This is a genomic window from Guggenheimella bovis (assembly GCF_054492335.1).
The window spans coordinates 180,316-194,299 of the sequence record NZ_JBQWTF010000001.1 but is presented as its reverse complement, the minus strand read 5'-3'; the positions used below and the strand labels follow the sequence as shown (position 1 = coordinate 194,299).

Annotated in this window: 15 protein-coding genes; 1 reads left to right on the top strand and 14 read right to left on the bottom strand. The window is 44.3% G+C overall.

Annotated features, from left to right (window positions below):
- Positions 1 to 10 precede the first annotated feature (10 nt).
- Entirely contained in the window at positions 11 to 1,162 is a 1,152-nt protein-coding gene (nifS, locus tag ACUB3H_RS01070) for a cysteine desulfurase NifS (RefSeq protein ID WP_459128798.1), read from the bottom strand.
- Positions 1,163 to 1,164: 2 nt separating this feature from the next.
- Positions 1,165 to 1,569 (bottom strand): RrF2 family transcriptional regulator, encoded by a 405-nt coding sequence (locus ACUB3H_RS01065; RefSeq protein ID WP_459128797.1) that lies wholly within the window; start codon positions 1,567 to 1,569, stop codon positions 1,165 to 1,167.
- Positions 1,570 to 1,691: 122 nt separating this feature from the next.
- Between ACUB3H_RS01065 and ACUB3H_RS01060 the strand changes: the two genes are divergently transcribed.
- Positions 1,692 to 2,711 carry a branched-chain amino acid aminotransferase gene (locus ACUB3H_RS01060; protein WP_459128796.1) on the top strand — a complete coding sequence of 340 codons (1,020 nt, stop codon included), beginning with the start codon at positions 1,692 to 1,694 and terminating at the stop codon, positions 2,709 to 2,711.
- Positions 2,712 to 2,743: 32 nt separating this feature from the next.
- Here ACUB3H_RS01060 and lipA read toward each other — a convergent pair whose 3' ends face one another.
- The 12 genes from lipA to recA form a co-directional block, all read right to left on the bottom strand.
- Positions 2,744 to 3,589 (bottom strand): lipoyl synthase, encoded by an 846-nt coding sequence (gene lipA / locus ACUB3H_RS01055; protein ID WP_459128795.1) that lies wholly within the window; start codon positions 3,587 to 3,589, stop codon positions 2,744 to 2,746.
- Positions 3,579 to 4,559 (bottom strand): lipoate--protein ligase, encoded by a 981-nt coding sequence (locus ACUB3H_RS01050; RefSeq protein ID WP_459128794.1) that lies wholly within the window; start codon positions 4,557 to 4,559, stop codon positions 3,579 to 3,581. Before ACUB3H_RS01050 ends, lipA begins: the two co-directional genes overlap by 11 nt.
- A gap of 7 nt (positions 4,560 to 4,566) precedes the next feature.
- The gene (locus ACUB3H_RS01045; protein WP_459128793.1) at positions 4,567 to 5,274 is read right to left on the bottom strand and encodes a hypothetical protein; all 708 of its coding nucleotides are present in this window, start codon (positions 5,272 to 5,274) and stop codon (positions 4,567 to 4,569) included.
- A complete protein-coding gene (locus ACUB3H_RS01040) occupies positions 5,264 to 5,764 on the bottom strand; it encodes a histidine phosphatase family protein (RefSeq protein ID WP_459128792.1) in 501 nt (166 codons plus the stop codon). Before ACUB3H_RS01040 ends, ACUB3H_RS01045 begins: the two co-directional genes overlap by 11 nt.
- 1 nt (position 5,765) lies before the next feature.
- On the bottom strand, positions 5,766 to 6,485 hold the full coding sequence (gene cobS / locus ACUB3H_RS01035) for an adenosylcobinamide-GDP ribazoletransferase (RefSeq protein ID WP_459128791.1): 720 nt from the start codon (positions 6,483 to 6,485) through the stop codon (positions 5,766 to 5,768).
- Positions 6,482 to 7,006, bottom strand: a complete 525-nt coding sequence (cobU, locus tag ACUB3H_RS01030) for a bifunctional adenosylcobinamide kinase/adenosylcobinamide-phosphate guanylyltransferase (protein WP_459128790.1) — start codon at positions 7,004 to 7,006, stop codon at positions 6,482 to 6,484. Before cobU ends, cobS begins: the two co-directional genes overlap by 4 nt.
- Positions 7,003 to 7,932: a threonine-phosphate decarboxylase gene (locus ACUB3H_RS01025; RefSeq protein ID WP_459128789.1), complete on the bottom strand. Its 930-nt coding sequence runs from the start codon at positions 7,930 to 7,932 to the stop codon at positions 7,003 to 7,005. Before ACUB3H_RS01025 ends, cobU begins: the two co-directional genes overlap by 4 nt.
- Positions 7,929 to 8,852 carry an adenosylcobinamide-phosphate synthase CbiB gene (cbiB, locus tag ACUB3H_RS01020; protein ID WP_459128788.1) on the bottom strand — a complete coding sequence of 308 codons (924 nt, stop codon included), beginning with the start codon at positions 8,850 to 8,852 and terminating at the stop codon, positions 7,929 to 7,931. Before cbiB ends, ACUB3H_RS01025 begins: the two co-directional genes overlap by 4 nt.
- Entirely contained in the window at positions 8,849 to 10,282 is a 1,434-nt protein-coding gene (locus ACUB3H_RS01015) for a cobyric acid synthase (protein ID WP_459128787.1), read from the bottom strand. Before ACUB3H_RS01015 ends, cbiB begins: the two co-directional genes overlap by 4 nt.
- 112 nt (positions 10,283 to 10,394) lie before the next feature.
- A complete protein-coding gene (locus ACUB3H_RS01010) occupies positions 10,395 to 11,165 on the bottom strand; it encodes a MarR family winged helix-turn-helix transcriptional regulator (protein ID WP_459128786.1) in 771 nt (256 codons plus the stop codon).
- A 188-nt stretch (positions 11,166 to 11,353) separates the two neighbouring features.
- Positions 11,354 to 12,895 (bottom strand): ribonuclease Y, encoded by a 1,542-nt coding sequence (gene rny, locus ACUB3H_RS01005; protein WP_459128785.1) that lies wholly within the window; start codon positions 12,893 to 12,895, stop codon positions 11,354 to 11,356.
- A 75-nt stretch (positions 12,896 to 12,970) separates the two neighbouring features.
- Positions 12,971 to 13,984, bottom strand: coding sequence for a recombinase RecA (gene recA / locus ACUB3H_RS01000; protein WP_459128784.1), 1,014 nt, complete (start codon positions 13,982 to 13,984; stop codon positions 12,971 to 12,973).

Genomic DNA, 13,984 nt, shown 5'->3' with positions numbered 1-13,984 from the left:
ATTTCTCCTTTTATTCTGTGAGCGGACTCATCTGTCTGAGTCTCTCGATAATTTTTGGTAAGACGTCAAGTACGTAGTCAATTTCTTCTTCTGTAGTGCCATCGCCTAAAGAAAGGCGTAAGGAACCGTGAGCGATGTCGTGCGTTAAGCCGATTCCCATGAGAACGTGCGAGGGATCGAGGCTACCTGAGGTACATGCGGAACCACTGGAGCCGCAGATGCCATGCATGTCGAGAAGTAAGAGGATCGACTCGCCTTCGACGTATTTAAAGCAGACATTCACGTTTCCCGGTTGACGAAGGGTCGGGTGTCCGTTGTACTTGGTCTCTGGGATTCTCTCTAGAATTCCCTTTACGAGCTTTTCACGAAGTGCTGTAAGTCTTTCTACGTGTGTAGGAAGGTTTTCTTTCGCAAGTTCAGCGGCCTTGGCAAAGCCGATGATTCCTGGAAGGTTTTCTGTACCAGCACGAACTCTTCTCTCTTGTGCTCCACCGTGAATGAATGGAACGACCTTAAGGCCTTTTCGGATGTAGAGTGCACCGATGCCTTTGGGTCCATAAATCTTATGGGAGCTCATGCTCATCATGTCGACTCCAAGGTCATTCACATCTACAGGGATGTTACCTACGGCTTGTACACCGTCGGTATGAAAGAGCACGCCTTTTTCCTTACAGATGGCTGCAATCTCTTTAATGGGATTGATCGTTCCGATCTCGTTATTGACAAACATGAGTGTCACGAGAATCGTATCGTCTGTGATGGCTTCTCTAACCTGCTCTGGATGAATCATACCAAATTCATCAGGTTTTAGATAGGTTACGCGGTAACCTTCTTTTTCGAGTTCCTGAAGTGGATGTAAAATCGCATGGTGCTCGATTAGACTTGTGATGATGTGTTTACCGGGCTTCGTCTTTTTTGCAATGTGAATAGCCCAGTTATCACTCTCTGTTCCACCAGAGGTGAAATAGATCTCTCGCTCCTCTGCTCCGATTAGACTTGCGACCTTTTGTCTCGCTTCGAGAAGCTTTTCTTTGGCATCTAAGCCCATGTGATGGATACTTGAGGGGTTTCCGTACGTTTCTTTAAAGGCTTTTGTAATTGCCTCAATGACCTCAGGCTTCATTGGTGTCGTGGCACCGTGGTCAAGGTAGATGGTTTTCATTATTATTCCCTTTCTATGAGATCGAATAGTGTGGTTTGATCCATCACTTCATAAACTTTTTCATGGAGCTTACTCCAGAGTGGTTTTGTTGGACAGCTTGAAGGGTCAGCACAGTCGGTGCAACCGGGAGTACATGGAATGGGGCTCACATCGCCATCTAAGGGCTCAACAATTTGAGCGACGGTAATGGATTTTGGATCTCTTGCTAAGAGATACCCTCCGTTTACACCTCGTACACTGTCCACAATACCAGCTTTTTTTAGCTTCTGAAAGAGCTGTTCGAGGTATCGTACACTGATATTCTGTTCTTTTGCTATAGAGGCTAAACTCATGGGCCCGGAACCGTGTGATTTTGCAAGTTCACACAGTGCTCGAAGTCCATAGCGACCTCTCGTTGATAGGTTCATCCTAACTCCTACTAAATTAGTGTACTTTTATTATATCCCTCAATTGTCCTTTGTCAACGGGCTAAAAAGGATTTTTATGTTATAATGTTTGAAGAAAAATCTTACGTTATAAGGAGTAAACCATGAGTCAACCTGACATCAATTGGAAAGAGCTCGGCTTTCAGTACACAAAGACAAACTGCATGTATGTCGCACACTGGAAGGATGGCAAATGGGATGAAGGTCATCTCGTAGAAGACGACATGATCAACATCCACGTTTCAAGTACAGCTCTGCACTACGGACAAGAGAGCTTCGAAGGTTTAAAATCCTATCGAGCAAAAGATGGTCGTATTCTTCTCTTTAGACCTGACATGAACTCCAAGCGCTTAAACCGCACGGCAAATCGTCTCTTAATGCCTGAAGTGCCCGAAGAAATGTTTATTGACGCCTGCAAAAAAGTCGTTTTAGCTAACGAAGAATTCATTCCTCCCTATGGAACAGGTGGAAGCCTATACCTTCGTCCAATGCAAATTGGCGTAGGTCCAAACTTAGGAGTTAAGCCTGCAAAGGAATATCTCTTCATCATCTTTGTTTCACCAGTAGGTGCTTACTTTAAGGGTGGTATGACACCTGTAAACTTCATCACGACAGACTATGACCGTGCTGCTCACAAGGGAACAGGTCAAGCTAAAGTCGGTGGTAACTATGCAGCAAGCCTTCTTCCTCACAAGGAAGCAGTCGATGCAGGTTATGCTGACTGTATCTATCTCGATCCACTCACACATACAAAGATCGACGAAGTTGGTGCAGCAAACTTCTTTGCTATCACAAAAGACGGTCGTTTCGTTACACCGATCTCTCCATCAATTCTAGGTTCTGTCACAAAGTACTCTCTCCTACAAGCTGCTAAAGACCTCGGCATGGAAGCTGTAGAAGAAGATGTCTTCATTGAAGAGCTCGATAAGTATGCAGAAGCTGGAGCTTGCGGTACAGCAGCTGTTATTAGCCCGATCGGAGCTATTAGCCACAATGGTAAGAAACACGTCTTCTATTCAGAGACTGAAGTTGGTCCTGTAACGAGAAAACTATACGAATACTTAACTGGTATCCAATTTGGTGATATCGAAGACCCACACGGCTGGGTTGTAACAGTAAAATAATGAAAGGTCCCTCATAGGAGGGACCTTTTAAGTTACAGTAGTTCTTCAGCGTGATAAGAGCTTCTTACAAAAGGACCGCTCTCTACGCCCTTAAAGCCCATTTCAAGGGCTTTTTCTTTATATTCTAAGAATTTTTCTGGTGTAATGTATTCGACGAGCTCGATGTGTCTTTCACTCGGCCTTAGGTACTGACCAAGTGTTAAGAGATCACAGCCAGCGTCTTTTAGTCTCTTAAGTGCTTCTAAAACCTCTTCTGTCGTCTCCCCTAACCCTAGCATCATTCCAGATTTCGTTAAGATGCTTGGATCCATATTTTTTGCCATTCGAAAGATCGAAAGGCTCCTCTCGAAGTCTGCCATGGGGCGCACTTTAGAATAAAGTGAAGGGACGGTTTCAACGTTGTGGTTTAAGACGTCAGGTTTTGCATCGACTACGAGTCGAAGGGATTCTTCATCGCCTTTAAGGTCTGGTATTAAGACTTCAACCGTAATCTTAGGATCGAGCTTTCTAATTTCTAAAATGACATCTCGGAAAGCACCTGCACCACCGTCGGGAAGATCATCTCTTGTGACGGATGTAATGACTGCATGCTTTAATCCCATGCGCTTTACAGCTTCTGCAACGCGCTTTGGCTCCTCTGGATCAAAGGGATCCGGTTCACTGCGCTCTACATTACAAAAGGTACAGTTTCGAGTGCAGTTTCTTCCTAGGATCAGAAAGGTCGCCGTACCTCTGGCATGGCATTCCATCTGATTGGGACAATTGGCTTCTAAGCAAACGGTATGAAGCTTTAATTCATCGATGACCGTTAAGACTTCCTTCGACGTTCTTGTGATCTCCGTCTTTTTTCTTAACCAGACTGGTTTTCTAAGATTCATTTATGATATCCTCCACGAGCTCTTCTAAGCTAGCTCCTCGAATGTAATCATCTACATCGACATCGCTTAGCGCTCTTTCAATGCTCTTTCTATCGAAAGGGATATGGGTGAGTTTTTCTTCGAGCTCACTCACTTCGAGCTTTGAGAAAAAGTCACCATCAAACGTTATCTTAGTAATAATACCACTTTTTGTCTGAACTTCGATATCGAGGAGGCCATAGGCGTGCTTTACGGTCTTTCTCGTTTCGTCGGAATCCTTCCCGTAATTCCATTCATGTGTTAGAAAACGCTCTTCTCGAATGGTTTCAATGGCTTTTAGGTCATCTTCCGTGAGGGTTACGATCTCATCGCAACCTAAAAGCTGAATGAGTCGATTTTGTAGGAGCTTAAAGAACTCTTCTGGCGTCTCACTTCGATGAGCTTCATGGCGAATAGTCGTAACACGAGAGCGTACGCTTTCAACTGCGCGACCTTGATACTTTTCCCCTCTTACCGTGAGGGCTCGTTGCATAAAGACTTCGTTTACATCATAGAGTACCGTTCCATGGTGAAGCATGCGCTTACTCGCATGGTACTGAGCATTGCCACTCACCTTCTTTTGGTTTAAAAGGAGGTCGTTTCTTCCGGAAAAGCGAAGGTTGATGCCAAAGGAGTGCATGGCTTTAACGAGGACTTCTGCAAAGCTTCGAAAGGAATCGTCCTCACGATTATTGACGATAAAGCTGAAGTTGAAGTTGGAGAGGTCGTTGTAGACGGCACCGCCTCCGGAGAGTCTCCTAACAAGCTTAATGTCGTTCTCTTTTAAGAAGGATAGATCGACCTCTTTTTTTGCAATCTGATGGCGCCCTAGAAGGACTGTGGGAACATTTCTCCAGAGCATCACGAATTCATCACTCTTTTTTCGAAGCAGGTACTCTTCTAAGGCGTGATTAAAATAGGGATCGGTGGATGAATGTAGTAAGTATTTCATGCGTTTATCAGTTCACTTTCGCGATCAAACGGACTGGTTGCCCGAAATCTTTAAAGCTTGAGAGTTCTTCAAAGGATGTAAAGATAAGTGCCGTCGAGGGACCGGCTGATATGTCTAAAGGCTCTTCTGTTAGAAGCGTGTACGGTGCACCGAGTTCTTCGAGTTCATGAAGGGCTCCTCTCGAACCGAGTGGAATCATGACATTTATTACAGGGTTCTTTCGAAGGGAAAGAACTTCCTTGGTACTTATAATGATGTCGTGATTTTTAAGAACGTCATTACCGACATAGGGTTCACCGATCATGTAGACGTATTCGCCACTCTTTACGTTATGAGGAGTCCAATCGTCTTCCACTTCTCCAAAGACAGTAATGGCTGCCGCTGTCATGTGGCTTTTCATGTTCTCTTCGGTCGAACCATTAATGTAGCTCGGATCGATCTCAAGGCCGTCAAAGGCTTCCATAACGCCTTCGTTGAGTCTCTTTGTCGTGGGTTCCCACTCATTACAGCTATCTAAGATGAAACTCTTTGGGAAGGCTCCGTGGCAGAGGAGTTCTAGAATCGGGACTCTTGCAAGATAAAAGCCAGTGATCTTAGGATCTGTTTGAACTTGATCGGTTTCTTTTTCTCCGATACTTCCTGCTGAATCGGTTGCAAAGAGCAAGCGTTTTTTCGTTTCTACGAGCGAAAGATCTCGAATTCTACTAATCTTCATACGTCCTCATCTCTCCTGTTTCAAACGTTTGGGTGTCTTGTTTCTTTTGACTTAAAAAGTAGAGTACGGCCTGATGGGTAATCACGATAGCTCCCTTAGGGAGGTCTTTCATAAAGGACTCTACCCTGGAATGGAGTTCATCTAAACTCTCGCCGTTAGGATAACGAAAGCTCTCCTTTAGCTTCATCCACTCTTCGACTTCCTCTGGGAAGCGTTCTTCAATCTCTTCAAAGGTGTAACCGATGAAGTCGCCACAGTCGATCTCTCGAAGTCTGTGGTCTACGACGAGTGGCACCTGAAGTTTCTTAAAAAGAGCAGTTGCAAGAAGTAGGCAGCGCCTATAAGGCGATGAATAGATGATGGTTCCCGTGATGTCTTTTTCCAAAAGGGCGTCATATTGTTCTTTACCAAGCTCCGAGTATTCTACATCGGGCGTAGGAAAGCGCTTTGACTCGTTGGCTAGCGTGTTCGGGTGTCGAATGAGTATCATCTTACCTCCAAAGGTATAGCAAAAAGAGGTATACAAGCTGACTGAATTCGATCGAAAAGCCTACCGTATCTCCTGTCATGCCGCCGAGTTTTCTTTCGAAGAAGAAAACCATGAGAAGCGTTGAGAGGTAGCTTACAAGGAGCGATAGAACGACAAAGTAATCAAAACGCAGTAAGAAGATCACGATTCCAGAGAAGATCGCCGTCTCTAGAAAGAGAAGCGGTAGAAAGTCTTCTTCCATAAAGAGCTTTCCCATTCCCTTTTCTCTGGCATAGTGATGCTTTACGTTCGATAGATGGGCATTGAATCTTCCAACGATCGGAAAGAGTAAAAAGGCTTTCGATGCGTCATAGAGTAGCACGATGTAGAGGATCAGTAAAAAGAAGAGTCCTAACATGCCGAAGGTTCCAAGCCTAGAGTCCTTCATAATTTCAAGCGTTCTTTCGCGACTGGAGCGTGAAAGGATTCCATCAAGTGTATCACTATAGCCATCTAAGTGGATGCCACCGCTTAGAAGGACATAAGTTAAAAGGAGCATGATGGGTTGAAGCGCTGTAAGGTCCTGAAAGAGATAGTAGACGATAAGAAGAAAGAAACTCAGTACGACTCCTACGAGCCCCATGCCGTAGAGTGCTTTTCTGTACTTTTCTTCGTCGTAATCGTACTTTCCTACGGGAATGATGCTAAAGAAGCTAAAGAGATGCTGTAATATGGGAATCATTTTAACCTCATAGGAAGACCCGATACCATGAAATACGCTTCATCGCTTAAACGAGCGACGAGCTGATTCATGCGGCCTGAGATGTCACGGAAGGCGTTTCCTAGGCTATAAGGAGAAGCGAGACCGAGTCCCACTTCATTCGATACGATGATGAGATCCTTCCCTTTCGCACATTCGATGAGAGCAAGAATCTCTTCTTTAATGTGCTCCTCCGTCTCTTGTAGTTCTTCAGGAGACACTTTATCAAAGTCTTCATGGGCTTCCATTAAAAGGTTTGAAACCATGAGTGTCAGACAGTCAACTAAGACAATGTCAGTATCAAAAGGCTCAGAAAAGCCCTTATACTTTTCGACTGTCTTCCAGATTTTTGGGCGACTCTCTTGATGCAGTTTGATGCGATGCTTCATCCCATCGTCAAAGGGAATGGATGTTGCAACGTAGGTGACGGAATCGGAATGGATGAGGTTTTGAGCGTAGGTGCTCTTTCCACTCCTCGCTCCCCCTAAAATGATTCGAATCATAAGATCTCCTTTAACGCCTTCACAAGAAGGACATTGTTTTCGTGGGAATGGATGCAAAATCGAATGCTGTGCTTAGCTAGACCTGAAAAGTCCTTACAAGGTCTCACGTAGATCCCCTTTTCCTTAAGCGGTTCAAAGAGTTCCTTCTCGCTTTCTAGAAGAAAGAAGTTGGCTTCCCCGCCTTTTATCATAGGAAGTTCACGCTTTAGATAAGCGCGCTCTTCTCTTAGCCACTCTTTCGTCTTTTCGTGAAAAGAGGTGTCTTTTAATAAAGGCTCTAACAGCGCTTCTGCGACACTGTTTACAGTCCAGGGTTCCTTTTCTTTAAAGAGGGACTCTATGAGCGAAGGCTCTCCCTCGATAAAACCTATGCGAAGACCAGCGATACCAAAGTACTTCGTCAAAGAATGAAGCTTTATAAGATTTGGGCTTGAAAAGCTTACGGGATCTTCTACAAAGTCTAGAAAGGATTCATCTAAAATGACAGGTTTTCCTGTAGCTAAGAGAGCATCGATTTCCCGTTCATACGTACCTGTAGGATTATTGGGGTTACAGAGGATGTAACCATCTAAGGGAATGATTTTAGGATACTGGAGGGATACGACTTTCGTACCAGCGAGCTCAAAGGCTCTCCTATATTCTGAATAAGTCGGTTCGAAAATTCCTATCGTCTTAAGCTTAAGGTTACGTGCTAAAAGAAACATCAGTTCCGTCACACCATTACCTACGATTAAGCGGGTTTTATCGATTCCATAATGGTCAGAAAGTGCCTCTATAAGATCCGCTTGATCGATCGATGGATACTCGTGAAGATGATCGAATGTTTCTTCGTAGATTTTTCGAATGTGTTCACTTTTTTTCGTCCGATTGACGTTAACGCTGAAGTCTATGAGATCTTTGGAACCACTTCCACCGTGAAAATTCATAATAGTTCTCCCAGTAAGGCGATGACGAGTAAGGTGAGCTCAAAGACGAGAAGCAGATGGTTGGTCTTTCGAAGGGTCGTTCCATCCCACTCGTCGAAGTCACCAAGAGTTGGTTTTTCGACCACTTTTCCGTGGTAGGTATGCGCTCCTCCAAGGGTGACGCGAAGGAGTCCAGCAGCCACACTCTCAGGATGAGCTGAATTTGGAGAAAGGTGCTTTTTACGGTCGCGTAAAAAGATACGAAGTCCTTCTTTAAAGTCGAGCCCAGAGATTAGTCCACTAAAGAGTAGAACGATGGATCCGATGCGTGCTGGAATGAGGTTTAATAGGTCATCGAACCTGGCGCTAAAGCGACCAAAGTCGAGATACTTATCGTTTCTGTAGCCTACCATGGAGTCGAGTGTATTCGTTACTTTATAAAGGAGTGCTAGGCTAAAGCCGATCCCTAGTAGTTCTCCAAGGATTAAGTAGAAAAAGGGGGCAAAGATGCCATCGATACTATTTTCTGCTAATGTCTCGACGACAGCCTTTTGGATGTCCTTTTCACTTAATTCTGAAGTCTCTCTTCCCACGTACATCGAGATGCGTTCTCTTGACCTTTCAATCGGTTCGGTCTTTAAACTCACTTCAAGTTCAGAAGAAACGTCTCGAAGGGTTTTACCGGAGAGTAAAAAGAAGCTAAAGAGACTGAAGACGAAGATTCGGTAGGGGCCTTTTAAAAAGTAAAAAGGTAGTGTAATGAGTTCAGCGATCAGGACCGTAAAGATCCAAAGGAGTACGCCTCCTACCCTTTTGTTCTTTATGGGATAGAGTCTTTTTTCAAGAAAACTTATGAGGCGACCGATGAGGGCAATGGGATGAAAAGCACTCTGAGGGTCCTTAAAGAAAGTGTCTACGGCTAAGCTAATGGCGACCATCATATGCCCATGAGTTCCTTTAGGAAGTCGATATTTAGGTGTGCTTTCATGTGCTCTGCCAGGCGGTTTAGTTCGCTGTCTTTTAGCTCACTATAGGAAAAGGTTTCGCACGTTTCGATGCCTTTTTTCTTTAAGAGCTCTTTTTTTAGTTCATTACGAAAGACGTCATCTTCTAAGATGCCGTGGAGGTACGTACCCATGACGAGCCCGTCTTCACTGATGTAACCTTCTCCTTCGAGAAGTTCTTTTACAGGTTCTGAATAGATACTCTCACCCATGTGAATTTCGTAGCCCGTAACAGTCTTTCCTTTATAGGGGAAGGTTGAAAGACAGGTGCGTTTCGTTTCTCGCATCACTGTTTCCATGGGAATGAGCCCTAGCGTCTCACGTTCTTTTAATTTTCCTTCCACGCCTTCTGGATCGGTGACCTTTCTTCCAAGCATCTGATAGCCCCCGCATATTCCGATGAGAGGGATCTTCTTTTCTTTGAGGTATTCTACGAGTTTTCTTAGATCGTCTTCCATCTTTTCATAGTCTGAAAGCGTCGTCTTTGTTCCAGGAAGAATGTAAAGGTCGTACTCGCCTCTCTCAGATGGCTTTATGTAGTGGAGTTCAAAGTCTTTGTCGGCATTGAAGGCTTCAAAGTCCGTGAAGTTTGACATAGAGGGCGTACGAATGACAGCAACCTTGAGTAAAGGATGCTCTTTTTTTACCGTCTTTAAGGTGACAGAATCCTCTTCATCGAGTTGGAAGGGTTCATGAGGAAGTACACCTACACAAGGGATACCTAGCTTCTCTTCGATCATTTTTATGCCAGGTTCTAGTAGCGTCACATCGCCTCTAAATTTATTAATAATAAAGCCTTTGATGCGCTTTTGATCGCTCTCACTTAAGAGCTTTACCGTGCCATAAAGAGACGCAAAGACACCGCCTCTGTCAATATCTCCGATAAGGATAACAGGAGCATCTACGAGCTCTGCGAAGCCCATGTTCACGAGGTCTCCTGAGCGGAGGTTGATCTCTGCGGGAGAGCCCGCGCCTTCTATGACGATGCCGTCATGTGCCTTTCGAAGCGATTCGTAGGCATCAACAACGACGCCTCGCCACTTCTCCTTTTCACGGTAATAGTCTCTTGCGCTGTAGTTACCGGCGACTTTTCCCATGATGACAATTTGACTACCCATGTGTCCCGTGGGCTTCATGAGAATAGGATTCATCGCAGCATCGGGTGCGATGCGTGCAGCCTCAGCTTGCATAGCCTGTGCTCTTCCAAGCTCTAGACCTGCCTGAGTGACAAAGCTATTGAGGCTCATGTTTTGACTTTTAAAGGGAGCTACGTGGTAGCCCTCGTTCGATAGGATTCTTAAAAATCCTGCTGTTAATAGGCTCTTACCTACAGAAGAAGCCGTTCCTTGAAACATTAAATTTTTCATAATTAAAAATGAGCTGCTCGCTGGCAGCTCGTCCTTTCGTCGACCATCCCGCCAGTTTCGGTCTGACTATACAGTAGCGGGGGCTGTTAAGGAATTGCACCTTATTCGATCGTTATTTTAGTTTCTTTTTTTCGTACGTAAGAACCGTACCATTAACGGTCTTATCGTAGTGATGGAAAGTATAACCATTCTTATGAAGGAGCTTTTGTTCATCGATGGAGCCGTCTGGAATTCGAACAAAGATCGGTCCCGTATGGTTGGCAAAGTGCCAAGTCTCAAAGTTTTTAATGAGATTCATACCGTCGATGATCGTATCACTTATAGAGTGGAAGTTCATCTCCTCCACCTGAGAAGCATCCTGTTGTGGTTTGTAGCTAAAGCGTAACCAGTTGAGCAAGTACTTGTCGAAGAACTCAGCATAGATCTGTTCGCCTTCTTCTAGGTGCAGACCACTTCGTTCTTGAAGGCGTTGATAGTCTTCTTGAGAAGCGAGATTGAAGACACTCGAACCCTTGTAGTTTTTAATGTCACACCAGTGAAGGTCGAGTTCATCGTTAAAGATCGTTAGAAGCTCACCAAAAGCCACCTGATGCTCGGAAGCGATGTTTTTAATCATCATGCTTTCAACTTCGTTGGCAATCTTTGCCACGTCGTTATATAAAAGCTTTCCTTTGGCGGTCAGATGAACATTGACTTTTCTCTTATCATGGGCATCCGTGCGTCTAGAGATGATTCCAGAATCTTCCATCTTCTTTAACGCTTTGGCAACCGTCGTCTTATCGATAAAGAGATCCCTTGAAATATCGTATTGGTTGGATCCATCGTTTTGTTGAAGATAGAGAAGATAAATATACTGACCACGCTGTAAGGTTGTGCGGGTCAACTTATCCTCGAAAACAGTTTCAATCATTCGAGACAATTTTTGCACTTGAATGCTTAATGGTGTCATGGTCGCTCCTTGAACTTGCTACTTAGTTGGGCTTTCAAACAGTAATACGTCTAACAACCATTGTACCTATATTTTGGGAAAGTAGCAAGCAGGGAAAGAAAAAAAAGCGCAATGAATGCGCTTTATTTTGCAATATCAGTGACTCTTGATTCTCGAATCACATTGACCTTGACTTGTCCTGGATAATCCATCTCTTCTTCAATTTGATGAGCGATGTCTCTAGCAAGTAGAACCATCTTTTCATCGGTGATCTTTTCAGGAATAACCATGACGCGGACTTCACGACCTGCTTGAATAGCGAAGCTCTTTTCTACGCCTTCATAGCTATCTGCAATCGTCTCAAGTGCTTCGAGACGTTTGATGTAGTTCGAGAGCGATTCTCTTCTTGCACCAGGTCTTGCAGCACTGATGGCATCAGCTGCTGTGACGATTTCAGCTTCAATGGTCTGTGGCTCAAAGTCTCCGTGGTGAGTACTCATCGCATGGATGACTTCTTCACTTTCACCAAACTTCTTAAGAGCCTGCATACCGAGATCAATATGTGTTCCTTCTTGATCCGTATCGATGGCTTTACCAATGTCGTGTAAGAGACCTGCACGCTTTGCTACACGGACATTTCCGCCGAGTTCTTTTGCAAGCATGCCTGCGATCTTAGCAACTTCAATGGAGTGCTTTAAGACGTTTTGACCGTAACTTGTACGGAATTGGAGACGACCGATCATTTTAACGAGTTCTGGATGAACGCGGTTGAGTTCTAGTTCGAAGACGGCATTCTTACCTTCTTCTTTCATCTTCTCTTCGACTTCTTTACGGCTCTTATTGACCATTTCTTCAATACGTGCCGGGTGAATTCGACCATCAGCGATGAGTTTTTCAAGAGCGAGACGAGTAATTTCACGACGCACTGGGTCAAAACTTGAAAGAATAACTGCTTCTGGTGTGTCGTCGATGATGAGGTCTACACCTGTTTCCTTTTCAAGGGAACGAATATTTCGACCTTCACGGCCGATGATACGGCCCTTCATCTCGTCACTTGGAAGTTCAACGACGCTTACGGTATTCTCTGAGACAAAGTCGCTCGCAATGCGATGAATCGTATTGGAGAGAATCTTTTGGCTCATGACCTTAGCGTTCTCTTTGATTTCTTCTTCCATGTCGCGAATACGCTGTACTTTCTCGCGATCGAGGGTCTTATCAACTTGACTTAGTAATACATCTTTGGCTTCTTCACGGCTCATGGAAGCGACGCGTTGTAGTTCTTCTTCCTGAGCAGCCACTTGACTTTCTAATTTAGATTGAAGTTCATCTAATTTGGTACTTTGAGCTTTCTGCTCTTTTTCTTTTTTGTCCAGCTCCTTGCTTTTTTGTTCAAGCGTCTCTTCCTTTTGAAGATTTCTGCGCTCAAAAAGCTGGAGCTCTGTCCTACGCTCTCTAGTTTCTTTATCCAAGCCTGATCGTAGTTTCAGGATTTCTTCCTGCGCTTCAAAGACTTTTTCTTTTTTCAAATTTTCAGCATTCTTTTTAGCATCAGTGATGATTTGATCGGCTCTTTCTTCAGCTAAGCCGGTCTTTTTTTCTGCAATGCTCTTACGAAGCATGTATCCAATAATTAAACTTACGATAGCGATTAGAATAGCTACTAGAATTTGAGAGAAGTGGGGCATTAGACACCTCCTTTTCCAAGATTCTATTTTTAGTATATCATAGCTTGTGAATAACATGTAGAAAAAAATAACGGCTTATTCAGCCGTTGTTTTAGGTTTTTGCACGATTCCGTGTTTTTCATAGACGAGTGTTAGAATTTCGTTAAGAAGATCGGGATTTTCTTCTAAGTACTTCTTTGTATTTTCTCTACCTTGACCTAGCTTTTCTTCTTTATAGCTATACCAAGATCCACTCTTTTGTACGATTTCATCTTCAGTAGCGACATCTAGAATGTCTCCTATCTTAGAGATTCCTGTGCCGTACATGATGTCGAACTCAGCCTTTTTAAAAGGAGGTGCGACCTTGTTTTTTACGACCTTCACTCGAGTGCGGTTACCGATGACATCTTCTCTCTCTTTGATGGAGTCGACTCTTCTGACGTCGAGTCGAAGCGAAGAATAGAACTTAAGGGCATTACCACCCGTCGTCGTCTCAGGGTTACCGAACATGACGCCGAGCTTCATACGAAGCTGGTTAATAAAGATGATTGCCGTATTACTCTTTGAAACGATAGGCGTGAGCTTTCTTAACGCTTGGCTCATGAGACGAGCTTGAAGTCCCATGTGACTATCTCCCATCTCCCCTGTCATTTCTGCTTTCGGAACGAGAGCTGCAACACTGTCTACGACAATGATGTCAATGGCATTACTTCTTACGAGCGCATCGACAATTTCTAGTGCCTGCTCACCTGTATCAGGTTGGCTTAAGATGAGATTATCGGTATCGACACCGATAGCTTTTGCATAGACGGGATCGAGTGCGTGTTCCGCATCGATAAAGGCAGCCGTACCGCCGAGACGCTGTGCTTCTGCAATGACGTGTAGCGTAACGGTCGTCTTACCACTACTTTCTGGACCGTAGATTTCAATCACACGGCCTCTCGGAATACCACCCACACCAATGGCTAAGTCCAATGATAGACTTCCTGTGGGAATGACATCGATATTGTTTTCAAGGGGTCTATCGCCTAAGCGCATGATAGAGCCCTTACCGAACTGCTTTTCAATTTGACTGAGGACACTTGACAGCGCCTTTTCTTTTTCGGACAT